23 protein-coding genes and 3 tRNA genes are annotated in these 23212 nt (G+C 56.8%); 19 read left to right on the plus strand and 7 right to left on the minus strand.

Annotated elements, in window-relative coordinates; translation table 11 throughout:
* Positions 1 to 84: 84 nt before the first annotated feature.
* Positions 85 to 1161: a diguanylate cyclase gene (locus JK621_RS01910; protein WP_212558420.1), complete on the minus strand. Its 1077-nt coding sequence runs from the start codon at positions 1159 to 1161 to the stop codon at positions 85 to 87.
* Between the two features lie 261 nt (positions 1162 to 1422).
* On the opposite strand from JK621_RS01910, the gene JK621_RS01915 reads away from it, so the two are divergent.
* A complete protein-coding gene (locus tag JK621_RS01915; RefSeq protein WP_212558421.1) occupies positions 1423 to 1707 on the plus strand; it encodes a DUF1435 domain-containing protein in 285 nt (94 codons plus the stop codon).
* A gap of 82 nt (positions 1708 to 1789) precedes the next feature.
* Here the strand turns inward: JK621_RS01915 and JK621_RS01920 are convergent.
* From JK621_RS01920 to JK621_RS01935, 4 genes are all read right to left on the minus strand, one after another.
* Positions 1790 to 1876 (minus strand) — tRNA-Leu (locus JK621_RS01920).
* Between the two features lie 44 nt (positions 1877 to 1920).
* Positions 1921 to 2007, minus strand: a tRNA-Leu gene (locus JK621_RS01925).
* Positions 2008 to 2043: 36 nt separating this feature from the next.
* Positions 2044 to 2130 (minus strand) — tRNA-Leu (locus JK621_RS01930).
* Between the two features lie 73 nt (positions 2131 to 2203).
* Positions 2204 to 3148, minus strand: coding sequence for a LysR family transcriptional regulator (locus JK621_RS01935; RefSeq protein ID WP_212558422.1), 945 nt, complete (start codon positions 3146 to 3148; stop codon positions 2204 to 2206).
* A 129-nt stretch (positions 3149 to 3277) separates the two neighbouring features.
* Here JK621_RS01935 and JK621_RS01940 point away from each other — a divergent pair, with 129 nt between their 5' ends.
* Positions 3278 to 4270, plus strand: a complete 993-nt coding sequence (locus tag JK621_RS01940) for an aldo/keto reductase (protein WP_212558423.1) — start codon at positions 3278 to 3280, stop codon at positions 4268 to 4270.
* Between the two features lie 57 nt (positions 4271 to 4327).
* Here JK621_RS01940 and rsmC read toward each other — a convergent pair whose 3' ends face one another.
* A complete protein-coding gene (gene rsmC / locus JK621_RS01945) occupies positions 4328 to 5371 on the minus strand; it encodes a 16S rRNA (guanine(1207)-N(2))-methyltransferase RsmC (RefSeq protein WP_212558424.1) in 1044 nt (347 codons plus the stop codon).
* 156 nt (positions 5372 to 5527) lie between these two features.
* Here rsmC and JK621_RS01950 point away from each other — a divergent pair, with 156 nt between their 5' ends.
* From JK621_RS01950 to JK621_RS02015, 14 genes are all read left to right on the plus strand, one after another.
* Complete coding sequence (locus JK621_RS01950) at positions 5528 to 5965, plus strand: DNA polymerase III subunit psi (protein ID WP_212558425.1); 438 nt, start codon at positions 5528 to 5530, stop codon at positions 5963 to 5965.
* On the plus strand, positions 5910 to 6353 hold the full coding sequence (rimI, locus tag JK621_RS01955; RefSeq protein ID WP_212558426.1) for a ribosomal protein S18-alanine N-acetyltransferase: 444 nt from the start codon (positions 5910 to 5912) through the stop codon (positions 6351 to 6353). Before JK621_RS01950 ends, rimI begins: the two co-directional genes overlap by 56 nt.
* 168 nt (positions 6354 to 6521) lie before the next feature.
* Complete coding sequence (gene prfC / locus JK621_RS01960; protein WP_212558427.1) at positions 6522 to 8111, plus strand: peptide chain release factor 3; 1590 nt, start codon at positions 6522 to 6524, stop codon at positions 8109 to 8111.
* Positions 8112 to 8641: 530 nt separating this feature from the next.
* Complete coding sequence (gene osmY, locus JK621_RS01965; protein WP_212558428.1) at positions 8642 to 9256, plus strand: molecular chaperone OsmY; 615 nt, start codon at positions 8642 to 8644, stop codon at positions 9254 to 9256.
* Positions 9257 to 9413: 157 nt separating this feature from the next.
* Positions 9414 to 9575: a DUF1328 domain-containing protein gene (locus JK621_RS01970; protein ID WP_126480098.1), complete on the plus strand. Its 162-nt coding sequence runs from the start codon at positions 9414 to 9416 to the stop codon at positions 9573 to 9575.
* A gap of 56 nt (positions 9576 to 9631) precedes the next feature.
* A complete protein-coding gene (locus tag JK621_RS01975) occupies positions 9632 to 9817 on the plus strand; it encodes a CsbD family protein (protein WP_212558429.1) in 186 nt (61 codons plus the stop codon).
* 10 nt (positions 9818 to 9827) lie between these two features.
* Positions 9828 to 10949: a patatin-like phospholipase family protein gene (locus JK621_RS01980; RefSeq protein WP_212558430.1), complete on the plus strand. Its 1122-nt coding sequence runs from the start codon at positions 9828 to 9830 to the stop codon at positions 10947 to 10949.
* On the plus strand, positions 10946 to 11722 hold the full coding sequence (locus tag JK621_RS01985) for a TatD family hydrolase (protein ID WP_212558431.1): 777 nt from the start codon (positions 10946 to 10948) through the stop codon (positions 11720 to 11722). The genes JK621_RS01980 and JK621_RS01985 overlap by 4 nt, the downstream gene beginning before the upstream one ends.
* 199 nt (positions 11723 to 11921) lie before the next feature.
* Positions 11922 to 13199 (plus strand): NupC/NupG family nucleoside CNT transporter, encoded by a 1278-nt coding sequence (locus JK621_RS01990; protein ID WP_249337133.1) that lies wholly within the window; start codon positions 11922 to 11924, stop codon positions 13197 to 13199.
* Positions 13200 to 13719: 520 nt separating this feature from the next.
* Positions 13720 to 14499 carry a deoxyribose-phosphate aldolase gene (gene deoC / locus JK621_RS01995; protein ID WP_212558432.1) on the plus strand — a complete coding sequence of 260 codons (780 nt, stop codon included), beginning with the start codon at positions 13720 to 13722 and terminating at the stop codon, positions 14497 to 14499.
* A gap of 69 nt (positions 14500 to 14568) precedes the next feature.
* Positions 14569 to 15891, plus strand: a complete 1323-nt coding sequence (gene deoA, locus JK621_RS02000; protein ID WP_212558433.1) for a thymidine phosphorylase — start codon at positions 14569 to 14571, stop codon at positions 15889 to 15891.
* A 186-nt stretch (positions 15892 to 16077) separates the two neighbouring features.
* Positions 16078 to 17301 (plus strand): phosphopentomutase, encoded by a 1224-nt coding sequence (gene deoB / locus JK621_RS02005; protein WP_013811425.1) that lies wholly within the window; start codon positions 16078 to 16080, stop codon positions 17299 to 17301.
* 166 nt (positions 17302 to 17467) lie between these two features.
* A complete protein-coding gene (deoD, locus tag JK621_RS02010; RefSeq protein ID WP_212558434.1) occupies positions 17468 to 18199 on the plus strand; it encodes a purine-nucleoside phosphorylase in 732 nt (243 codons plus the stop codon).
* Positions 18200 to 18398: 199 nt separating this feature from the next.
* The gene (locus tag JK621_RS02015; RefSeq protein ID WP_212558435.1) at positions 18399 to 18569 is read left to right on the plus strand and encodes a hypothetical protein; all 171 of its coding nucleotides are present in this window, start codon (positions 18399 to 18401) and stop codon (positions 18567 to 18569) included.
* Here JK621_RS02015 and JK621_RS02020 read toward each other — a convergent pair.
* Positions 18566 to 19249: a YtjB family periplasmic protein gene (locus JK621_RS02020; RefSeq protein WP_212558436.1), complete on the minus strand. Its 684-nt coding sequence runs from the start codon at positions 19247 to 19249 to the stop codon at positions 18566 to 18568. The two genes, JK621_RS02015 and JK621_RS02020, sit on opposite strands and share 4 nt — an antisense overlap.
* 104 nt (positions 19250 to 19353) lie before the next feature.
* Here JK621_RS02020 and serB point away from each other — a divergent pair, with 104 nt between their 5' ends.
* The 3 genes from serB (at position 19354) to nadR (ending at position 23210) form a co-directional block, all read left to right on the plus strand.
* Positions 19354 to 20331: a phosphoserine phosphatase gene (serB, locus tag JK621_RS02025; protein ID WP_212560106.1), complete on the plus strand. Its 978-nt coding sequence runs from the start codon at positions 19354 to 19356 to the stop codon at positions 20329 to 20331.
* Between the two features lie 177 nt (positions 20332 to 20508).
* Complete coding sequence (radA, locus tag JK621_RS02030) at positions 20509 to 21894, plus strand: DNA repair protein RadA (protein WP_212558437.1); 1386 nt, start codon at positions 20509 to 20511, stop codon at positions 21892 to 21894.
* 56 nt (positions 21895 to 21950) lie between these two features.
* Entirely contained in the window at positions 21951 to 23210 is a 1260-nt protein-coding gene (nadR, locus tag JK621_RS02035; protein WP_212558438.1) for a multifunctional transcriptional regulator/nicotinamide-nucleotide adenylyltransferase/ribosylnicotinamide kinase NadR, read from the plus strand.
* Positions 23211 to 23212: the final 2 nt, after the last annotated feature.

Below are 23212 nucleotides of genomic sequence, written 5' to 3' on the forward strand. Positions count from 1 at the left end.
CTCAGACAGCGGCGGGCCGCAATGGACCATCAGGGAGCATGCACGGATTTTTGCATTAGAGGGCCACCGCCGGCGGCCAGCGGGTCATGGGGTTACCGCAGCCTGCACGTTTTCCGCCAGTTGGATATTGTTGCGACCGTTGTTTTTAGCCAGATACAGCGCCGCATCGGCCGCGCGGATCGCCGAGGCCACGTCGAGCTTGTCCAGCATGGAGATGCCGGCGCTGAGCGTGACGGTAGTCTCCTCCAACTGGTTAAAGCGGTGGGGGATTTTCAATTCTTGCACGCGCTGGCGCACCCTTTCGGCCAGTTGCGCGGCGTAATCTTCTCTGACGTTGGTCAGCAGTACCAGAAACTCTTCCCCGCCGTAGCGCACCACAATATCGCGCGAACGTACCGAGTCGCGGATGGCGATGGCCACTTGCACCAGCGCTTGATCGCCCATGGTGTGACCATAGTTATCGTTATAGGCCTTGAAGTGATCGATATCGAGCAGCAAAACGAAATGGCGACCCGATTGGGATTCCGGCAACATATTGATCTTGTTTTCCAAACCACGCCGATTATAAAGGCCGGTTAAAGGATCGATCATGCTTAAATTACTGAACCTGTCTCGTTCGTTATACAAATTAGCCACCAACGTCTGAGTAAAGGCTTCGCTGCGCTTGAGCATGAGGTGATGGATTGAGAAAGCGATAATGGGCAGCACCGTGGTGAATACTATCCGTACGGTATTGTGCATACCGTCCAGTAATAGAATGACCAGCGCGGAAGGGACGGCATGCAGACAAAAGGCAATAAAGTTATCGGTTAAGGCAATGGCACTGATAAAGAACATACTGAACAGGCTAAGTAATAAAAAACTTTGATTGTTGGGCGCCAGGTACTGACTTTTAATGTAAATATGTGCCGCCCACAGCAGGCCAATAACGCAGGCAAAAAGATTAAGTTTTTTGACGAACTTCTGCATGGAATGCAGAGTAAATAACAATGCAACCAGACAAAATAGCGGTATGGCTAATAAAGGCAGGGTAAATGCAGGTTTATCCTGAAATGGGACCAATATTGTAAATAAAGAAGAGGCCGCATTCATCAACAAAAATAAAAACAATGATAAGCGGTGCTTGCTGGTCAGCAGTTCCTGATAAGAACGCGCGTTCATACGGGGTTCACTCTTTACAATATCGATCTGTCGAAAAATAAGGTTGGAAAAATTCTTTCAGTGCAAATTAAACACCCGGACTAAATGGTTTTTAATTGTGATTATTAGCACGCTACTTCGAGTAAGAATTTTCTTATGGCAAACTATCATTTTTTCACCATTCTGTCATCCGCGTTTGGCCGCTGCGGCGAAAATGATGCGCAGTGAAAAAAAGTGTTATATGATATTGGTTATCATTATCACTTGAAGGGTAGGGTTATCATGCTTGCAGCCATGATTACCGCATGTGGGTTGTGGGGGGTTAGCTGGTGTCTTGGCAACCGTCTGTCCAGCGCCTGGGGCGTTTTGCTGCCTTGCGCCTTAATGCCGTTACTGGCGTTGATTGACCTGGATATGATGCAACTGCGCACGCTCATCGTGATCGCCATGTTAGCGACACTGGTTATGCTGTTTAACAGCCGCTGGCGTCATTATTTGCTGCTGCCTTCGTGCATGGCGCTGGCCGGTGGATTGGCGGCGGTCAGCCTGAATTTCAGCTTCAGTTAAAAACGCGAAAAGCCGCTTGAGCGGAGAGTCTTTGGTGTTTTTTGGGGGACTTCAGAGGAACAACCGGAGGAAACTCATCAATTGGTGCGAAGAGAGGGACTTGAACCCTCACGTCCGTAAGGACACTAACACCTGAAGCTAGCGCGTCTACCAATTCCGCCACCTTCGCACAGTCGATGTTGTTGCTTTTAGATTTATATTACGTCGCCAGCTTGGTGCGAAGAGAGGGACTTGAACCCTCACGTCCGTAAGAACACTAACACCTGAAGCTAGCGCGTCTACCAATTCCGCCACCTTCGCATCGATGCTGCGTGCAATATAAATCATGTGGTTATTTGGTGCGAAGAGAGGGACTTGAACCCTCACGTCCGTAAGGACACTAACACCTGAAGCTAGCGCGTCTACCAATTCCGCCACCTTCGCATTCCAAGAAACATTACCGGAGTAACGTTACCACGGAGGCGAATTCTAGAGATTTTGGCGGGTACGTCAATAGTTATTTCCCCTGTTTGCTGGCGTTTGCTGGAAAAACAGCCATATCGCTGCTTTTAGGGTTTTCAAACAGCCAAATCAGCCAGTCAATCAATACTCTTACCCGTGGCGCAAGGAATCGGCCGGGCGGATACATGATGTAAATCGGCATTGGCGGCGGCGGCGTTTCCGCCAGCACTTCCACCAATTCCCCGTTTTCCAGCCACGGCGCCAACGAATAGCGCGCCGCCTGTATCAACCCCATGCCGGCGCGGCAGCCACTGGTGTAAGCATCGGCGCCGCTGACGCTCAGCCTGGCGGGCAGTTCGCGCCGTTCCACTTTTCCGTTGCGGCAAAATTCCAGCGGGTAATCACGGTTGTTGGCGAGGGAAAAATACCCCACCGCGCGGTGTCGCTGCAGGTCGTCGATGGACTGCGGAACGCCGAGCGCCGCCAGATAAGCGGGAGAGGCGCAGGTCAATTGCGGCAGCATGGCGATGCGTCGCGCCACCAGGCTGTCGTCTTCGGTTTCCCAGGCGCGCAGCACGCAGTCCACGCCTTCGCGCAGCAGATCCACGTGAGTGTCATTGGCGCCTAACGCCAGCGTAATGTCCGGGTAGCGCCGATAAAAATCATCCAGCGCCGGAATAACGATTTCACGCGCCAGCGAATGCGGCATATCGATACGCACCTTGCCGGAAGGCTGCAGCTTATGGCTGCTGAACAGCGTATCCGCTTCTTCCAGCGCGCCCAGCAGCTGTATGCACCGCTGATAATAGAGCGTGCCTTCGCTGGTCACCTGCACCTGACGGGTGGTGCGGATCAGCAGCCGTACGCCGAGGCGCAGCTCCAGCCGTTTCAGCACGTTGCTGACCGTGGCGCGCGGCAGTTGCAAGCGCTCGGCCGCCTGGCTGAAGCTGCCCAGCTCGACGATACGAGTGAAAATACGCATGGCCTGAACCTGATCCATTTTACCGTCCGTCATTGTTAGCGATTTTTGAACAGTGATGAGCAATCCGCATTATTTATCTTTGCAGGGTAAACAACCAGACTTTGTTGCAACACCACTCCGGTTAAAAAACAGCAAGAGGGCAGCACAATGCAACAGCGCACATTAGGGTTTAACGGGCCGGTCGTTTCCGCTCTGGGTTTGGGATGCATGGGCATGAGCGACTTTTACTCAACCGATTCCGATGAAAAAGAAGCCATTGCCACTTTGCACCGGGCACTGGAGTTGGGGGTAACCCTGCTGGATACCGCCGATATGTACGGGCCGCATACCAATGAGCAACTGATTGGCAAAGCGATCAAGGGCAAACGGGATCAGGTCTTTCTGGCCACCAAATTCGGCATTCTGCGCGATCCTGCCGATCCCGCCGCCCGGGGCGTCAGCAGCCGGCCGGAATATATCCGCCGCTCGGTGGAGGGCAGCCTGCAGCGGCTTGGGGTTGAAGTGATAGATCTTTACTACCAGCACCGCGTGGATCCTGAAGTGCCGATTGAGGAAGTGGTTGGCACCATGGCGGACCTGATTAGCGAAGGTAAAATTCGTTATATCGGGCTGAGTGAGGCTTCGGTCGCCACGCTGGAGCGTGCGCACAAGGTACACCCGATTACCGCGTTGCAAACCGAATATTCTCTGTGGACGCGCGATGCCGAGCAGGGAACGTTGGCGGCCTGCTCGCGGCTGGGCATCGGCTTTGTGCCTTATAGCCCGCTGGGACGCGGTTTCCTGACCGGGGCGATCCGGCGGCCGGAGGATCTGGACGCCGACGATTTCCGCCGCAGCAACCCGCGCTTCCAGGGCGAGAACTTTGCCCGCAATCTGGCGCTGGTGGAAAAGGTCACCGAGCTGGCGAAACGCAAAGGCGTCGCACCGTCACAGCTGGCGCTGGCCTGGGTATTGGCGCAGGGCGAACACATTGTGCCGATCCCGGGCACCAAACGCCGCCGTTATCTGGAGGAGAATATCGCGGCGGCTGAACTGACGCTGAGCGAGGCTGAACTGGCGGCGATTGAGGCGGTGTTCCCGTTCCAGGCGGCGGCTGGCCCGCGTTATGGCGCCGAGTCGATGACCTACATCAACGGCTAAAAAAAAGCGCAGCGTGAAAACGCTGCGCTCTTGGCCATGATATTCGGCGGCTGGTGGTTATTTCTTTTTCTTCGCGTCGCGCGGCGCACGGGCGACGGTGGCTTGATACACCTTGAAGCGGCCGTTTTGCGCCAGCACTTCGTGGCTGCCGAAGGTGGCGTCCAGAATGTCCGGGTACGGCAGGAAGGCGTTGGCCACGATGCGCAGACGACCGCCTATCGGCAGGTGTTTTAACGCACCGCGGATCAGGGTTTCGGCTGCGGTCAGGCTGGTTTGCAGGCCATCGTGGAACGGCGGATTGGAGATGATCATGTCAAAGCGGCCGGTAATGTCGGAATAGACGTTACTGACGATCACTTCCCCTTCGATACCGTTGGCGGCCAGCGTAGCGCGGCTGGATTCCACTGCGGCGGCGTTCACGTCGCTGAGCGTCAGCTTCACCTTGGGCGAGAGTTTTGACAGCACCGAGGCCATCACGCCGGCACCACAACCCAGATCCAGCACTTTACCCTTCATGTGTTTTTCCAGGGTCGACAGCAGCAGCGAGCTGCCTACGTCCAGCCCATCGCGGCTGAACACGCCCGGCAGGGTTTTCACTTCCAGATCGTGCAACGGGTAGCTTTCCCACCAGTCGTCCAAATCAAATTCGGTTTGGGTATCCAGGCGGCCGTGATACAGGCCACAGCGACGGGCGCTGTCGATTTTCACCAAGGTGGCGTAGTCTTCAATTATCTGTTCCGCACTGCGCACGCCGCTGCGGTTCTCGCCGACCACGAACACCTCTGCGCCCACCGGCAGCAACGCCAGAATGTTGCACAGCTGGAACTGCGCTTCCTGTTTGCTTTTCGGCCAGTAGTAGATCAGCGTATCGCATTCGGCGACAAACTCGGCATCGAGGGTCAGACCGAACTGCACGTTGTCACCCATCGCCCGGTTCAGTAACTGCCAGTGATGGTATTGCTGGGTATGGACACGTACATCCGCGGCTTCGAATTGGGCCGGCAGGCTGTCCTGCAGGTCACCGGCGAACAGTACGCGGCGTTCAATAAACTCATCACTGTGGCGCAGCATGACTTCACTGGCGGGGGTTAATGCAGACATCGGTTTTTTGCTCCTGGAAATTAAGCTGGCGATTATAGAGCTTTGTGGCGATATGTTCGACGGGTTTGTTGGCGCAGGCCGCGCGGGTTTGTTAGCATAGCGCGGCGCATGGCAGGCATGGCGCACCGCAACGGGTAGATCCTGACAGGAATCGGCATGGCATCAAAACGCGACTGGCTGTTACAACAACTGGGTATTACGCAGTGGACATTGCGCCGCCCGGGCGTGTTGCAGGGCGAAGTAGCGGTCAGCCTGCCGCCCGATGTGCGTTTGCTGGTGGTGGCGCAGCCGCTGCCCGAGCATAACGATCCGCTGTTTTGCGACGTGTTGCGCAGCCTGGGGCTGACCCCGGCGCAAACCTACGGCCTGACGCCGGACCAGGTAGCGATGCTGCCTGAGGATACCGAATGCAACAGTTGGCGGCTGGGCGTCGCGGAGCCGCTCGCGGTGGCCGGCGCACAACTACACAGCCCGGCACTGGCCGAGCTTTCCCTCGACGCGAGTGCCAAGCGCGCACTCTGGCAGCAGATTTGTCATCATGAACACTATTTCTACCCTGACGCCGGCCGATCTGGCCACGGCATTCAAGATTGAGCAGGCCAGCCACGCTTTTCCCTGGACGCAAGCCACTTTTGCCGGCAATCAGGGCGATCGTTACCTTAACCTGAAACTGGAAGCCGAAGGGCAGATGGCGGGCTTCGCCATTACCCAGATCGTGCTCGACGAAGCGACGTTGTTCAATATCGCGATTCATCCTGACTGGCAGCGTCGCGGGTTCGGCCGTTTTCTGCTGGAAGCGCTGATTGCGCAGTTGGAAGCCCGCGGTGTCGTCACGCTGTGGCTTGAAGTGCGCGCCTCTAACCGTGCGGCCATTGCGCTGTACGAAGATCTCGGCTTCAACGAAGTGACTCTCCGCCGCAATTACTACCCGAGCGCCAACGGGCGCGAAGATGCGATAGTGATGGCGCTGCCGCTGGCCTAGCGGGTGTACCTAGCCTATCTTCCCCGCCGGGAAAAGCATTGATTGTCACCGGTTGACAAATCAGCGAAAATGCCCGGCTATTATCTTTTATTTACCGCTTTGCCTGGCGCCGTGCGCGGCGCGTTCTGATGATGTCGCAGGGCGGACTAACCGTAGAATCTGAAAAACATGTCTCCTAGTGAATTTGCCCGCGAAGTCTCGAAAAGAAGAACTTTCGCCATCATCTCGCACCCCGATGCCGGTAAAACCACCATTACCGAAAAGGTATTGCTGTTCGGACAGGCTATCCAGACCGCCGGTACGGTAAAAGGCCGCGGCTCGAACCAGCACGCCAAATCCGACTGGATGGAGATGGAAAAGCAGCGCGGTATTTCGATCACCACCTCGGTGATGCAGTTCCCGTACCGCGAATGTCTGGTTAACCTGCTGGATACCCCGGGGCACGAAGACTTCTCCGAAGATACCTACCGTACCCTGACCGCCGTTGACTGCTGTCTGATGGTGATTGACGCCGCGAAAGGCGTTGAGGATCGTACCCGTAAGCTGATGGAAGTTACCCGTCTGCGCGACACGCCGATCCTGACCTTTATGAACAAATTGGACCGCGATATTCGCGATCCTATGGAAGTGATGGACGAGGTTGAGCGTGAGCTGAAAATCGCCTGTTCGCCAATCACCTGGCCTATCGGCTGCGGCAAGCTGTTCAAAGGGGTTTATCATCTGTACAAGGATGAAACCTACCTGTACCAGACCGGCAAAGGCCACACCATTCAAGAAGTGCGCATCGTCAAGGGCCTGAACAACCCGGAACTGGACGTCGCGGTTGGCGAGGATCTGGCCGCGCAGCTGCGTGAAGAGCTGGAACTGGTGCAAGGCGCTTCGCACGAGTTCGATCGCGACGCTTTCCTGAGCGGCGACTTGACGCCGGTGTTCTTCGGTACTGCGCTGGGCAACTTCGGCGTGGACCATATGCTGGACGGTTTGGTGACGTGGGCGCCTGCGCCGATGCCGCGCAAAACCGACACCCGCGAAGTGGTGGCTGCGGAAGATAAATTCACCGGCTTCGTGTTCAAGATCCAGGCCAATATGGATCCGAAACACCGCGACCGCGTAGCCTTTATGCGTGTGGTTTCCGGCCGTTATGAGAAAGGCATGAAGCTGCGCCAGGTACGTACCGGCAAAGACGTGGTGATCTCCGATGCGCTGACCTTCATGGCGGGTGACCGCTCGCACGTGGAAGAGGCTTATCCTGGCGACATTATCGGCCTGCACAACCACGGCACCATTCAGATCGGCGATACCTTCACCCAAGGTGAAAACATGAAGTTCACCGGTATCCCGAACTTTGCGCCGGAGCTGTTCCGCCGTATCCGTCTGCGCGATCCGCTGAAGCAGAAACAGCTGCTGAAAGGCCTGGTTCAGCTGTCCGAAGAGGGGGCGGTGCAGGTGTTCCGGCCGATAGCCAACAACGATCTGATCGTCGGGGCTGTGGGTGTGCTGCAGTTCGACGTGGTGGTTGCACGCTTGAAAAGCGAATACAACGTGGAAGCCCTGTATGAGTCGGTCAACGTCTCGACCGCCCGTTGGGTCGAGTGCAGCGACGTGAAAAAATTCGAAGACTTCAAGCGCAAGTGCGAGCTTAACCTGGCGTTGGACGGCGGCGACAATCTGTCGTACATCGCGCCAACCATGGTTAACCTGAATATCACACAGGAACGTTATCCGGAAGTGGTGTTCCGCAAAACGCGCGAACACTGATAGAACAACAGGGCGCCTTAGGGCGCCCTGTTGTTATGTTAGCGCACTCATTCTGCTAATTAATAAATCTCCCTCATCAGTTCCTTTACCCCGCCGCCGCCAGGGTTTCACCGGTACTTCCTGCGTTTTCTGCCCTATGGTCTATATTTAACAGGGTATGGCGTATCCACTAAGCGTAATTAACTGCATTTTACTTTTTATTCAGAGAGTTATTCGGTAGTGTTGCCAATTAGAGACAGGTCGTTTTGTTAAAGATCAATAAGATAGCTAAAGTGTTGTTTTTGCAGGTTGTCATTGTCGCTTATTGGCGACATATTTCAGGTCAAACAATGAGCTATATTTTATTTATTATTGATTTTTAACGGTATTTTATGATTGGCACAGGTGTTGCAATAATCCTTGTGTGACAGCAATCGTTTTAGCGTGAACGTTTGATCGTATAGAAATCGTGAAGTATTTACTGAGTGGGCCGCATCATGGCGGCTGAAGGATCCGCAATCATTTGGATCCGTAACCAAAGGAAGAGATCGATGAAAAATACCAAATTTGCACAATCACTGATGGCTGTTGTTTTGGGTTTCGTACTGGTTAGTGGCAGCGCGCTGGCTGAAGATACGCTGCTCAATAAAGCGTCAAGTGCCGCTGATAGCGCGGGTGCCAAAATCGATAGCTCCATGAAAAAAGTTGACGGTTACATGGATGACAGCGCAACAACGGCTAAAGTTAAAAGTGCGCTGGTCGACGATAAAACTATCAAAAGCACCGACATTTCCGTGAAAACGGAAAAAGGCACCGTGACCCTGAGCGGTTTTGTCGGCAGCCAGGCGCAGGCCGAGCACGCGGTTGAAGTGGCCGGCAAGGTGGACGGCGTGAAATCCGTCAGCGACAAGCTGCACGTGAAAGATGAAGCCAAACAGTCGGTGAAGGCTTACGCCGGTGACACCGCAACCACCAGCGAACTGAAAGCCAAACTGCTGGCCGATGACATCGTGCCTTCGCGCAACGTGAAAGTAGAAACCACCGACGGTGTGGTGCAGCTTTCCGGCGAAGTGAAAACCCAGGCGCAGGCTGAACGCGCAGAGAGCATCGCCAAGGCTATCGACGGCGTGAAAAGCGTCAAGAACGACCTGGTCGTTAAGCCATAATTCTTAGTTCGCGTAACAACAAGCACCAGATCCTCCCGGGTTGGCCACGAGGTCAACCCGGGATGTACCACCAAAAAAGAAATTAACCCGCAACCTGAGGATGTCCGAGAAGGACGCAGGTTGTGATGATTTTTTTCACTATGGTAAGGAGAGGCTTATGTTTCGTTGGGGCATTATCTTTTTAGTCATTGCATTGATTGCGGCGGCGTTAGGTTTTGGGACGCTGGCGGGGACCGCCGCTTGGGCCGCAAAAATCGTCTTCGTCGTGGGTATTATCCTGTTCCTGATCAGCCTGTTTACCGGTCGCCGACGCCTGTAGATCCCTTCAAAGTGTAACAAAGCTTGATTCCATTTCTTGCAGTAGGGAGGTGCGTCATGAACAGCGACATCATCCTCGGACGCTGGAAACAGCTGAGGGGGCAGGTATGTCAGGCCGTGGCGGAATGGTCCGGCAGCGACTGCATTTGGTTGATGGGCAGCAATGACTGCCTCTCTGGCGTGCTGCAAGAGGATTACGGAAGAGAGCAAGACGAGGTATCCTCGGAACAAACGTCTCACTGAGGATACAGGGTTGGGATACAGAATACCCATCACGCTCGGCAATATAGAACCGCTGGCGTATAAACCATACCGGCCCGGTAAAATGGCGTTGGTATGTGAAGGGGGCGGGCAGCGCGGCATTTTTACCGCCGGTGTGCTGGACGAGTTTCAGCGTGCCCGCTTTAACCCTTTTGACCTGATGATCGGTACTTCTGCCGGCGCGCAAAACCTCTCGGCCTTTATTTGCGGCCAGATGGGCTATGCACGACGGGTCATCACCCGCTACACCACCACCGCTGACTTCTTTAACCCGCTGCGCTTTGTGCGCGGTGGGCACCTGATTGATCTCGATTGGCTGGTCGACACGACTTCGCAACACTTGCCGTTGGCGATGGACGTGGCCGAAAAGCACCTGGTTGATGGCCGTGAATTCCTGATGTGCGCCTGCCGCAGCGATGACTTCGAACCGACTTACCTGCCGGCGCAGCGTGACAGCTGGTTGCCGGCGATCAAAGCCTCCAGCGCCATCCCCGGCTTTTACCGCATGGGCGTAGAGCTGGACGGCGTCAGCTATCAAGACGGCGGCATCAGTGACGCTATCCCCGTTGAAGAGGCCTACCGCCGCGGCGCAGATACTATTGTGGTGATCCGCACCGTGCCTTCTCAAATGTATTACACGCCGCAGTGGATGAAACGCATGGAGCACTGGCTGAGCGAAAGCAGCCTGCAGCAGATGGTGCGCATTCTGCAACACCATGAGCAAAGCTATCACCGCATCCAGCAGTTTATTGAGAAACCGCCGGGCAAGCTGCGCATCTTTGAGATTTTCCCGCCCAAACCGTTGGCCAGCAATGCGTTGGGCAGCCGCTTGACGTCGCTGAATCAGGATTATCATTTGGGCCGTCGCTGTGGGCGCTACTTCCTGGCGACCGTTGGCCACTGGCTGATGCAGCAAGAGGAGCGGGACGGCATCAAAGTGAAAAAAGCGCTGTCGCGGCGTTTGCTCCAGCCGGAGAATGTCAGAATGCCATCGCCGATCATAACCGATGTCAATCATCCGCAAGGCCTTGCGGCGCAGCCGGATGCCAGCCTGGTCGCGCCGAAAATTATCTTGCCGGGTGACGTGCCGCCGGGCGAGGGGGGCGGGCTGTGAGTCACGATTTTACCGACACCCACTGCCATTTCGATTTTCCGCCTTTCAGCGATCATGAGAGCGAGAGCCTGGCGCTGGCCGAACAAGCGGGTGTGCGGCGAATTATCGTGCCGACGGTGACTGCCGATCGTTTTGTGCGGGTGTTGAAGCTGGCGCGCGATCATCAGCCACTGTATGCCGCGTTGGGGTTGCATCCCCTGTATATTGCCCAGCATCAGGAGCCGCAGCTTGAGCAGTTGGCCGGGTTCCTGGCCAGCCGGCCGCCGAAGCTGGTGGCGGTTGGGGAGATAGGGCTCGATCTGTTCATGGAAAACCCGCAGTTTGAGCGCCAGCAGCGGTTGTTGATTGCCCAGTTGAAACTGGCAAAACAGCATGGTCTGCCGGTGATCCTGCACTCTCGCCGCTCGCACGATCAGCTGGCCGCCGCGCTGCGCCGCGTGCCAGTACCGCGCCGTGGCGTGGTCCATGGCTTTGCCGGCAGCCTGTCGCAGGCGCAGGCATTTATTCGCCTGGGTTATTACATTGGCGTCGGCGGCACCATCAGTTATGAGCGCGCGCAGAAAACCCGCGGTGTGATGGCTCAATTGCCGCTGACCTCCCTGTTGCTGGAAACCGATGCGCCGGACATGCCGCTGGCCGGTTACCAGGGGCAACCTAACCGCCCCGAACGCGCCGCAGAGGTGTTCCAGATATTGTGCCAACTGCGCCCGGAATCCCCTGATGACATTGCCGCTCACCTGCAGCACAACACCCACGCCCTGTTTCGCCTCTGAACGATAAATGAGTTAAAAAGTGTGATTCATATCACGTTATAAGATTTTCATTTGCTTCCTGTTGTATGCATTTGTGACATAAATCGGAGCGGGGGGAGTCTCGCTCCGTATAATCGCACCCCGAAATCACTTTTCAGCGGACCTCTCGTTTCTACCGGGTAGGGATGCATTTCTTTTTTTCGCAACAGGGATACTTTGCATGCAACTCATCATGAGCCTGGTAGGCATGGCGGCACTGATCGCCATAGCCGTGCTGCTCTCCAGCAACCGAGGTGCCATTAAATTGCGCACCGTTGTCTGGGCATTCATCATTCAGGTGGCCATTGGCGCGCTGGTGCTCTACGTGCCGGTGGGCCGCAGCATTCTCGGCGGTATGTCGGCCGGGGTGGCTAACGTGATCGCCTACGGTAATCAGGGGATTTCGTTTATCTTCGGCGGGCTGGTCTCCGACAAGATGTTTGAGGTATTCGGTGGCGGCGGTTTCGTTTTCGCTCTGCGCGTGCTGCCGGTGATCGTGTTCTTCTCCTCGCTGATTGCCGTACTGTATTACCTCGGCATCATGCAACTGGTAATCCGCGTATTGGGCGGCGGCTTGCACAAATTGTTGGGCACCTCGCGCACCGAATCGCTGTCGGCGACCGCCAATATCTTCGTCGGCCAAACCGAAGCCCCGTTGGTGGTGCGTCCGTATATCGCCACCATGACCCAGTCAGAACTTTTCGCCGTTATGTGCGGCGGCCTGGCTTCGGTGGCCGGTTCGGTGCTGGCCGGCTATGCCCAGATGGGCGTACCGCTGGAGTACCTGATTGCCGCGTCGTTTATGGCCGCGCCGGGCGGGCTGCTGTTCGCCAAACTGATGGTGCCGGAAACCGAAAAAACCCACGATAAAGACGATGCGACGAAACTGATCGCCGAAGACCAACGCCCGGCCAACGTGATCGATGCGGCGGCGTCCGGCGCGGCATCCGGCATGCAACTGGCGTTGAACGTCGGCGCGATGTTGCTGGCGTTTATCGCGCTGATCGCCTTGCTGAACGGCATCCTTGGCGGGATCGGCGGCTGGTTCGACTACCCGCAGCTGTCGCTGGAGCTGATCCTCGGTTGGGTCTTCTCGCCTATCGCTTTCCTGATTGGCGTGCCGTGGCATGAGGCGATGACCGCCGGTTCGTTTATCGGCCAGAAGATTATCGTCAACGAATTTGTCGCTTACATGAACTTCGGCGCCTATTTGCGCCCGGACGACGTGGTAGCGGCGGAAGGGCTGCAGGTGCTGTCGACGCATACCAAGGCGATCATCTCCTTTGCGCTGTGCGGCTTTGCCAACCTGTCATCGGTGGCGATCCTGCTCGGCGGTTTGGGCAGCATGGCGCCGAACCGTCGTCACGATATCGCGCGCTTCGGCCTGAAGGCGGTTGCAGCCGGCACGCTCTCCAACCTGATGAGCGCCACCATCGCCGGATTCTTTTTGGCGCTGTAAGCCAGGCAAGGTTCCGCACGTGTGCGCCAAGCCCTGTTGCGGGACACCGCCTATACTCTAAGACGGGCACGCGATGTCGTGCCCGTTGTCCGCATCCGTTTCTTTAGCGAATTTGTGAACGATATCGCGTTATTTTGTGATGCTCTTCACATATAATTCCGGCCTGTTACAGTGTTATTTCATATAATGTGACTCTGAGCGCGAATTGCCCCGGGCGATCGTGTTCAAATAGCTATTCCTGGTCCTGGACGATGTGCGGGACCAAGTGCGGTGAGAAGGATCTCAGTTGCCGCCGTGGGGACCCGTTCCCCGGCGCTATCTTCAAGGAACCAAGTCCGCTCGCCAACACACACGAGTGTTATTGGAACTTCCCAATCAGGTGTTATTGTCGCAGCCGGTTTGGGGGCGGACAGCGCGGAAAAACCGCAGCGTACACGCAGTACGTGAGGATTTTGAGCACTGCCCAACCCCGAAATGGCAAGAAAAATAGCCTGAGTGGGAGTTCAAGTTGGAGAGTTTTATGACCGAACTAACCGCAGCGGCGCAACGTGCGCTGAATTTAATGGACCTGACCACGCTGAATGACGACGACACCGATGAAAAAGTGATCGCGCTGTGTCGTCAGGCCAACAGCCCGGCCGGCCATACGGCGGCCATCTGCATTTATCCGCGCTTTATTCCGGTGGCGCGCAAGGCCCTGCGTGAGCAAGGGACGCCGGACATCCGCATCGCGACCGTCACCAACTTTCCGCATGGCAACGACGACATCGACATCGCGTTGGCGGAAACCCGTGCGGCTATCGCCTATGGCGCCGATGAAGTCGACGTGGTGTTCCCTTATCGCGCGTTGATCGCCGGTAATGAGCAGGTCGGTTTTGAGCTGGTGAAGCAGTGCAAGCAAGCCTGCCAGGCGGCCAACGTGCTGCTGAAAGTGATTATTGAAACCGGTGAGTTGAAGCAGGCCAATCTGATCCGTAAAGCGTCGGAAATTGCTATTAACGCCGGTGCCGATTTTATCAAAACCTCTACCGGTAAAGTGCCGGTCAACGCCACCCTGGAAAGCGCAGAGTTGATGATGTCGACGATCCGCGATCTGGGCGTCGCCAAAACGGTGGGCTTCAAACCGGCCGGCGGCGTGCGCACGGCGGAAGATGCACTGCATTATCTGCAACTTGCCGATCGTATTCTGGGTGAAGGCTGGGCCGACGCGCGTCATTTCCGTTTCGGCGCTTCCAGCCTGTTGGCCAGCCTGCTGACGACGCTGGGGCACAGCACCGCAGCATCCGGCAGCGGTTATTGATCGATAACGTCGGCAAGGCGCGACGCAGCGCCTGCCTGCACCCTACATTAGCTCAATCAGGGGGATGCTTTGTTCCTGGCACAAGAAATTATTCGTAAAAAACGTGACGGTCAGCCGTTGAATGAAGCGGAAATCCGCTTTTTCATCAATGGGATCCGTGACAACGTGGTTTCAGAAGGTCAGATCGCCGCGCTGGCGATGACCATTTATTTCCACGATATGACCATGCCGGAGCGCGTGGCGCTCACCATGGCGATGCGTGATTCCGGCACCGTGCTGGATTGGCGAAGCCTGTCGCTGAACGGGCCGCTGGTCGACAAGCACTCCACCGGCGGCGTGGGCGATGTCACTTCGCTGATGCTCGGTCCGATGGTGGCCGCCTGCGGCGGCTACGTGCCGATGATTTCCGGCCGTGGTTTGGGCCATACCGGCGGCACGCTGGACAAGCTGGAGGCGATCCCGGGCTTTAACATCTTCCCGGACGACAGCGCCTTCCGCAAGATTATTCAGGACGTTGGCGTGGCGATTATCGGCCAGACCAGCTCGCTGGCACCGGCGGACAAGCGTTTCTACGCCACCCGCGACATCACCGCCACCGTAGATTCTATCCCGCTGATTACCGCCTCTATTCTGGCGAAGAAGCTGGCGGAAGGTCTGGATGCGCTGGTGATGGACGTTAAAGTCGGCTCCGGCGCCTTTATGCCGACCTATGCGCTGTCAGCCGATCTGGCGCAGGCGATCGTTGGCGTGGCCAATGGTGCAGGGTGCAAAACTACCGCGCTGCTGACCGACATGAATCAGGTACTGGCCTCCAGCGCCGGCAATGCGGTGGAAGTGCGTGAAGCGGTGCGTTTCCTGACCGGCGAATATCGCAACCCACGCCTGCTGGAAGTGACGATGGCGCTGTGCGTGGAAATGCTGCTTTCCGGCGGCCTGGCGAAAGATGACGCCGACGCGCGCGCCAAGCTGCAGGCGGTGCTGGACAATGGCAAAGCGGCAGAAGTGTTTGGCCGTATGGTGGCGGCGCAGCAGGGCCCGACCGATTTCGTCGAGCGCTACGACAGCTATCTGCCGGTCGCGACCCTCAGCAAGCCGGTTTACGCCGAAAAACAGGGCATTGTCAGCGCGATGGACACTCGTGCGCTGGGCATGGCGGTGGTGTCGCTGGGCGGCGGCCGTCGCCGTGCGACCGACAGTATCGATTACAGCGTCGGCCTGACCGGCATGGTGCGCCTGGGCGATCAAGTGGATACCCGGCAGCCGCTGGCGGTGATCCACGCCAACGACGAAGAGAGTTGGCAACAGGCGGCCGAAGCGGTACGCAGCGCTATGGTGCTGAGCGATAAAGCGCCGGAAGAGACGCCAGTGGTTTACAAACGCGTGTCGGAATAAGTATTACCTTTACAACATTTATAGCGGCAGCAAAACTCGCTGCCGCTATACCCAATGGATTTCAAGATGCAGGTTGGCGGTAACCGAAGGAATCCCCGGGAGCTTGGTAAGCCAAGTGACTGGGGTGAGTGAAGGCAACCAACGCCCCTGCGGCTTGAAAGACGACGGGTATACAGGAGAGCACAGATGAAACGCACATTTATTATGGTACTAGACTCATTCGGCATCGGCGCCAGCGAAGACGCCGAGCGTTTTGGCGACAAGGGTTCCGATACCCTGGGCCACATTGCCGAGGTTTGCGCGCGCGGTGAAGCCAACGTTGGTCGTCAGGGCCCGCTGACCCTGCCTAACCTGAGCCGTCTGGGCCTGGGTAAAGCGGCGGAAGAATCCACCGGCACCTTCCCGCAGGGGCTGGACAGCAATGCGGACATCATCGGTGCCTATGCTTACGCCAGCGAACTCTCTTCCGGTAAAGATACGCCGTCAGGCCACTGGGAAATCGCCGGCGTGCCGGTATTGTTCGATTGGGGCTATTTCAGCGACGAACACAACAGCTTCCCGCAGGAACTGCTGGACAAGCTGGTGGAGCGCGCCAATCTGCCGGGTTACCTCGGTAACTGCCACTCCTCCGGCACCGTGATCCTCGATCAACTCGGCGAAGAGCACATGAAAACCGGCAAACCGATTTTCTATACCTCCGCCGACTCGGTGTTCCAGATCGCCTGTCACGAAGAGACCTTCGGCCTGGACCGTCTGTATGAGCTGTGTGAAATCGCCCGCGAAGAATTGACCGAAGGCGGTTACAACATTGGCCGCGTGATCGCGCGTCCGTTCCTCGGCGACAAACCGGGCGAGTTCCAGCGTACCGGCAACCGTCACGACTTGGCGGTAGAGCCACCGGCACCTACCGTGCTGAAAAAACTGGTGGACGAGAAGGGCGGTGAAGTGGTGTCGATCGGTAAAATCGCCGATATCTACGCTAACGTCGGCATCACCAAAAAGGTGAAGGCCACCGGCATCGACGCGCTGTTTGACGCGACCCTGATCGAAATGGAAAAAGCCGGCGACAACACCATAGTGTTCACCAACTTTGTTGATTTTGACTCCTCTTACGGCCACCGCCGCGACGTGGCGGGTTATGCCGCCGCGCTGGAGCTGTTTGACCGCCGCCTGCCGGAGCTGCTGAAATTGGTGAAAGACGAAGACATCATTATCTTCACCGCCGACCACGGCTGCGACCCGACCTGGCCGGGCACCGACCACACCCGTGAGCACATTCCGGTCTTGGTTTACGGCCCGAAAGTGAAACCCGGCTCGCTGGGCCACCGTGAGACCTTTGCCGACATCGGCCAGACCGTTGCCAGTTACTTTGGCGTGTCGCCGATGGAATACGGTAAATCCATGTTCTAAGACCCGTTTTTCAAGCCGCAGCGTTGTTAGCTTCACGAGCGAACCCCAGTCACTTACTCAAGTAAGCTCCTGGGGATTCCCCCGCTAGCTGCCTGGCTGCAACTCGAAATCCAGGGCTTAGATGTTCGACGTTTTTATTAAACAAGATTTCTAAAGGAAGACAATTATGGCTACGCCGCACATTAATGCTGAAATGGGTGATTTCGCTGACGTCGTACTGATGCCGGGCGATCCGCTGCGTGCAAAATACATTGCGGAAACCTTCCTGGAAGGCGCGGTGGAAGTGAACAACGTGCGTGGCATGCTGGGCTTCACCGGGACTTACAAAGGCCGCAAAATCTCCGTAATGGGCCACGGTATGGGTATCCCGTCCTGCTCCATTTATGCGCGTGAACTGATTGCCGAGTTCGGCGTGAAAAAAATCATCCGCGTGGGCTCTTGCGGCGCAGTGCGCGACGATATCAAACTGCGTGACGTCGTGATCGGCATGGGTGCCTGCACCGATTCCAAAGTGAACCGCATGCGTTTTAAAGATCATGACTATGCGGCGATTGCCGACTTTGACATGGTGCGCAACGCGGTAGACGCCGCCGCGGCGCAAGGTATCCCGGCTCGCGTGGGTAACATCTTCTCCGCCGATCTGTTCTACACGCCGGATCCGGACATGTTCCAGGTGATGAAGAAGTACGGCATCCTGGGTGTAGAAATGGAAGCGGCCGGCATCTACGGCGTGGCGGCGGAGCTGTATGAAGAGTTCGGCTGTAAGGCGCTGACCATCTGTACCGTTTCCGACCACATTCTGCGTCACGAAGCCACCACCGCCGCAGAGCGCCAAACCACCTTTAACGAGATGATCGTTATCGCGCTGGAATCCGTGCTGTTGGGCGACAAAGCGTAATCATACTGCGGGCGCAGCATCCTGCTGCGCCCCTATGCCAATCTATTCATCCTGTGCCCATCATTTTCTTTAAATACCTTACCTTACAGTTAATTAACGCTATTACCTTATTCAAGAATCTATTCACCAATCTATTCATTTATGACTCCCCTCGAGCAAGTTCTGCGTAACGGTTCGGTTACGTCAAAAGTGCTCACCGATGCGCTGGGCATCAGCCAGCCGTCGCTATCGCGCCGTATCCGCGACTTGGCGGAAGCGGTATTGGCTATTGGCAAAGGAAGCCGGGCCACTCGCTATGCGTTGCACGATTGCCAGCCAGATGCTGGCGCAGGTTCAGGGGCTGAACGAACGCATCCAGCGCCTGGCTTAAGGCTGTTTCGCTTCTTCTTTATCCTGTGGCTTGTCATCGTCGTCTTCCACCGTATTGCCTTCTTCCAGCGGCGTATTGGCGGTCAGCAGATACGGCGATTGCTGCCAGCGGCTGCGGCGATGTTGCAGCAGGGTGCGCGCCAGAATAATGCCGATGGCCAGCGCCAGCAGGATCATCAGGCGCAACAGGTTGGTGGTGTTGTCCACCTGTTTGGATTCGGTCGCCAGCACGTGGGTATCCAGCGTAATGCGGATAAAGCCTATCGGGCCGTCTTTACCCTGAATGGATTCCACCAACTGGTGATTGAAATAGCTGCCGGCGCGTTTGCCGTCAAGCGACAGACGATCGCGTATACTGATCTGTTCACCGGCGTGGGAAACCAGCGTGCCGTCCAACTGATAGACGCTGGCGTCCAGAATGCGGCTGTGGTCGGTAAGCTGTTTGAGGATGGCGTCGACGCGCTGGTTGTCGACGTCGCTGTCGTCATCGAGCAACGGCGCCAGGCTGGAGGCCACCTGTTTGGTCAGCGTTTGCGCCAGTTCTTCCACCTGTTCGGATCGCGCCAACTGGTGACTCAGGCTAAAATAGGACGCGCCCTGCATCAATAGCACCAGCAAAGCCAGGCAAATCAGGATAATAGCGGTGCGGTGCAGGCGGAATTTCAGTTTAGCGCGAGCCATTCAGGTTCCTTGGGCATCTTGGACACTTTATGTTGCCAGAACCAATGGCGATAGGATAGCTTGATGCGTCGTTTTATCATGCAGCGTTTTTTCAGGAGTTAATGATGTCGAATAGTCTGACCTATTGCGATCTCCCGGCAGAGATCTCTCAATGGCCGGGTCTTCCCCTTTCGCTGAGCGGCGACGAAGTGATGCCGCTGGATTATCGGGCGGGCCATACCGGTTGGCTATTATATGGCAGAGAGCTGGATAAAACGCGCATTACTCATTTCCAGCGCAAGCTGGGTGCGGCGATGGTGATCGTCACCGCCTGGTGCGTAGAGGACTATCAGGTCGTACGGCTGGCGGGCACCCTGACGGCGCGCGCCAAAATACTGGCGGCGGAGAACGGGCTGGACGTGGCGCCGCTCGGCAAGATCCCCCATTTGCGCACCCCTGGCTTGCTGGTGATGGACATGGACTCCACCGCGATCGAGATTGAATGCATCGACGAAATCGCCAAGCTGGCGGGCGTGGGTGATGAGGTGGCGGAAGTGACCGAACGCGCCATGCGCGGCGAGCTGGATTTTACCGCCAGCCTGCGTCAGCGCGTTGGAAAGCTGAAAGGCGCCGATGCCAATATCCTTAAACAGGTACGCGATGAACTGCCGCTGATGCCGGGGTTGATCAACCTGGTGCGCAAGCTGCAGGCGATGGACTGGCATGTGGCGATCGCCTCCGGCGGCTTCACTTACTACGCCGAATATCTGCGCGATAAACTGAAGCTGGTGGCGGTGGCGGCCAACGAGTTGGGGATCCGCGACGGCAAACTGACCGGCGAAGTGCTGGGGCCGGTCGTTGACGCGCAGTTCAAGGCCGATACGCTGGTCGCGTTGGCGGAAAAGCTGGGTATTCCGCCGCAGCAGACCGTGGCTGTCGGCGACGGCGCCAATGATTTGAAAATGATACAGGCGGCCGGGCTGGGCATTGCCTACCACGCCAAACCGAAAGTGTATGACAAGGCGCAGGTGTCCATTCGCCATGCCGATCTGATGGGGGTGCTGTGCGTACTGACCGGCAGCCTGAAACACGAAGTTCGCTAACCTCGTCATACTCGAAGCGCTCACCTCAGTCACTTACCTGAGTAAGCTCCTGAGGATGTTCGCTCTGGCTGCGTTAGCCCCGCCGGGGCCTGCGCAAGCGCAGTTCAACAAAACCCTTGGTTTTGTTGTGATGCAACTCCAATGATTTAGGGTTTAAACAAAAGATTGAGGTAATACGTGGCAAAAGCAGCAAAACGGGCGTTCGTATGTAATGAGTGCGGCGCAGATTATCCGCGCTGGCAGGGACAGTGCAGCGCTTGTCACGCCTGGAACAGCATTACAGAAGTTCGTCTGGCTGCGGTGTCCTCTTCTTCTCGCTCCGAGCGTTTAAGCGGCTATGCCGGTGATGCCGGCATCAGCAAGGTGCAAAAACTCTCGGACATCAGCCTGGACGAGTTGCCGCGTTTTTCCACCGGCTTTATCGAGTTTGACCGCGTGCTGGGCGGCGGCGTGGTGCCGGGCAGCGCGATCCTGATCGGCGGCAACCCCGGCGCCGGTAAAAGTACTCTGCTGTTGCAGGTGCTGTGCAAGCTGTCCGAGCAGATGAAAACCCTGTACGTCACCGGCGAGGAATCGTTGCAACAGGTGGCGATGCGCGCTCACCGCCTCGGGTTGCCGACCGGCAGCCTGAACATGCTGTCGGAAACCAGTATCGAGCAGATCTGCCTGATCGCCGAACAAGAGCAGCCGAAGCTGATGGTGATCGACTCGATCCAGGTGATGCACATGGCGGATATTCAGTCTTCGCCGGGCAGCGTGGCGCAGGTGCGGGAAACCGCCGCCTACCTGACGCGCTTTGCCAAAACGCGCGGCGTGGCGATTGTCATGGTTGGCCATGTCACCAAAGACGGCTCGCTGGCCGGGCCGAAGGTGCTGGAACACTGTATCGACTGTTCGGTACTGCTGGACGGCGATGCCGATTCACGTTTTCGCACCCTGCGCAGCCATAAAAACCGCTTCGGTGCGGTGAATGAGCTGGGGGTATTCGCCATGACCGAGCAGGGCCTGCGTGAAGTCAGCAACCCGTCCGCCATCTTCCTCAGCCGTGGCGACGAAGTCACTTCCGGCAGTTCGGTGATGGTGGTCTGGGAAGGAACCCGGCCGCTGCTGGTCGAGATCCAGGCGCTGGTGGATCATTCGATGATGTCCAACCCGCGCCGGGTCGCGGTCGGCTTGGAGCAGAACCGGCTGGCGATCCTGTTGGCGGTGCTGCACCGCCACGGTGGGTTGCAGATGTCGGATCAGGATGTGTTTGTGAACGTGGTCGGCGGGGTGAAAGTCAGTGAAACCAGCGCCGATCTGGCGTTGCTGATGTCGCTGGTGTCGAGCCTGCGCGATCGCCCGTTGCCGAACGATCTGGTGGTGTTCGGCGAAGTGGGGTTGGCGGGCGAGATTCGCCCGGTGCCGAGCGGGCAGGAGCGTATTTCCGAGGCGGCGAAGCACGGCTTCAAACGGGCTATCGTGCCGCACGCCAACGTGCCGAAAAAGCCGCCGGCAAATATGCAGGTGTTCGGCGTGAAGAAGCTGGCGGATGCCCTGGACGTGCTGGAACAATTCTATTAATTGCCACGTGATGCGCAGAACATGCTATTTTGTTTAGCATATTAAACGGAGGGGTTATGCGGCAATTCGACTACCTGAAGGCGTCTATCAAGCAGAAGAGCTGTACCCTGCAGCAGGTGGCGGATGCCAGCGGCATGACCAAAGGCTACCTCAGCCAGCTGTTGAACGACAAAATCAAAAGCCCAAGCGCTCAGAAACTGGAAGCGTTGCACCGCTTTCTTGGCCTGGAGTTTCCGCGTCGCGAGAAAAAGGTCGGCGTGGTGTTTGGTAAATTTTACCCACTGCACACCGGCCATATTTACCTGATTCAGCGCGCTTGCAGCCAGGTGGATGAGCTGCACGTGATTTTGTGTCATGACGAACCGCGTGACCGGGAACTGTTCGAAAACAGCTCGATGTCGCAACAGCCCACGGTCAGCGACCGTCTGCGCTGGCTGCTGCAAACCTTCAAGTACCAGAAAAACATCCATATTCATTCGTTCGACGAGCAGGGTATCGAACCCTATCCGCACGGCTGGAACGTGTGGAGCGACGGGATGAAAGCTTTCATGGAACAGAAGGGCATCGTGCCGAGCTTTATCTATTCCAGCGAAACGCAAGACGCCCCGCGTTATCGCGAGCACCTGGCGGTGGAAACCATTCTGATCGATCCCGAACGCTCATTCATGAACATCAGCGGCAGCCAAATCCGTCAGGATCCGTTCCGCTATTGGGATTACATTCCGACCGAAGTGAAGCCGTTCTTTGTGCGCACCGTGGCGATCCTCGGCGGTGAGTCGAGCGGCAAATCGACGCTGGTGAACAAGTTGGCGAACATTTTTAACACCACCAGCGCCTGGGAATACGGCCGCGACTATGTGTTCTCGCACCTGGGTGGCGATGAGATGGCGTTGCAATATTCCGACTACGACAAGATTGCGTTAGGGCAGGCGCAGTACGTTGACTTTGCAGTGAAATACGCCAACAAAGTGGCGTTTATCGATACCGATTTTGTCACTACCCAGGCGTTCTGCAAAAAGTACGAAGGCCGCGAACACCCCTTCGTGCAGGCGCTGATCGACGAGTACCGGTTTGACCTGGTGATCCTGCTGGAAAATAACACCCCGTGGGTGGCGGATGGCCTGCGCAGCCTCGGCGCACCGACCGATCGCAAGGCGTTCCAGCACCTGTTGGAAGAGATGCTGCGCGCCAACAATATCGAGTATGTACACGTGGAGTCCAGCGACTATGAGGAGCGCTTCCTGCGCTGCGTCGAACTGGTAAAACAGCTGTTGGCGGCCGATGCCAGCCGATTGGTGGGCGTCACGTCGGAATAAAC

It is taken from the genome of Serratia plymuthica (genome assembly GCF_018336935.1).
Taxonomy (GTDB): Bacteria; Pseudomonadota; Gammaproteobacteria; order Enterobacterales; family Enterobacteriaceae; genus Serratia; species Serratia plymuthica_B.

Bases quoted from the DNA above. Each gene is read 5' to 3' on its own strand.
- JK621_RS01910 (WP_212558420.1), bottom strand. From the start codon at position 1,161: ATGAACGCGCGTTCTTATCAGGAACTGCTGACCAGCAAGCACCGCTTA.
- JK621_RS01915 (WP_212558421.1), top strand. From the start codon at position 1,423: ATGCTTGCAGCCATGATTACCGCATGTGGGTTGTGGGGGGTTAGCTGG.
- JK621_RS01935 (WP_212558422.1), bottom strand. From the start codon at position 3,148: ATGGATCAGGTTCAGGCCATGCGTATTTTCACTCGTATCGTCGAGCTG.
- JK621_RS01940 (WP_212558423.1), top strand. From the start codon at position 3,278: ATGCAACAGCGCACATTAGGGTTTAACGGGCCGGTCGTTTCCGCTCTG.
- rsmC (WP_212558424.1), bottom strand. From the start codon at position 5,371: ATGTCTGCATTAACCCCCGCCAGTGAAGTCATGCTGCGCCACAGTGAT.
- JK621_RS01950 (WP_212558425.1), top strand. From the start codon at position 5,528: ATGGCATCAAAACGCGACTGGCTGTTACAACAACTGGGTATTACGCAG.
- rimI (WP_212558426.1), top strand. From the start codon at position 5,910: ATGAACACTATTTCTACCCTGACGCCGGCCGATCTGGCCACGGCATTC.
- prfC (WP_212558427.1), top strand. From the start codon at position 6,522: ATGTCTCCTAGTGAATTTGCCCGCGAAGTCTCGAAAAGAAGAACTTTC.
- osmY (WP_212558428.1), top strand. From the start codon at position 8,642: ATGAAAAATACCAAATTTGCACAATCACTGATGGCTGTTGTTTTGGGT.
- JK621_RS01970 (WP_126480098.1), top strand. From the start codon at position 9,414: ATGTTTCGTTGGGGCATTATCTTTTTAGTCATTGCATTGATTGCGGCG.
- JK621_RS01975 (WP_212558429.1), top strand. From the start codon at position 9,632: ATGAACAGCGACATCATCCTCGGACGCTGGAAACAGCTGAGGGGGCAG.
- JK621_RS01990 (WP_249337133.1), top strand. From the start codon at position 11,922: ATGCAACTCATCATGAGCCTGGTAGGCATGGCGGCACTGATCGCCATA.
- deoC (WP_212558432.1), top strand. From the start codon at position 13,720: ATGACCGAACTAACCGCAGCGGCGCAACGTGCGCTGAATTTAATGGAC.
- deoB (WP_013811425.1), top strand. From the start codon at position 16,078: ATGAAACGCACATTTATTATGGTACTAGACTCATTCGGCATCGGCGCC.
- deoD (WP_212558434.1), top strand. From the start codon at position 17,468: ATGGCTACGCCGCACATTAATGCTGAAATGGGTGATTTCGCTGACGTC.
- JK621_RS02015 (WP_212558435.1), top strand. From the start codon at position 18,399: ATGCGCTGGGCATCAGCCAGCCGTCGCTATCGCGCCGTATCCGCGACT.
- JK621_RS02020 (WP_212558436.1), bottom strand. From the start codon at position 19,249: ATGGCTCGCGCTAAACTGAAATTCCGCCTGCACCGCACCGCTATTATC.
- serB (WP_212560106.1), top strand. From the start codon at position 19,354: ATGTCGAATAGTCTGACCTATTGCGATCTCCCGGCAGAGATCTCTCAA.
- nadR (WP_212558438.1), top strand. From the start codon at position 21,951: ATGCGGCAATTCGACTACCTGAAGGCGTCTATCAAGCAGAAGAGCTGT.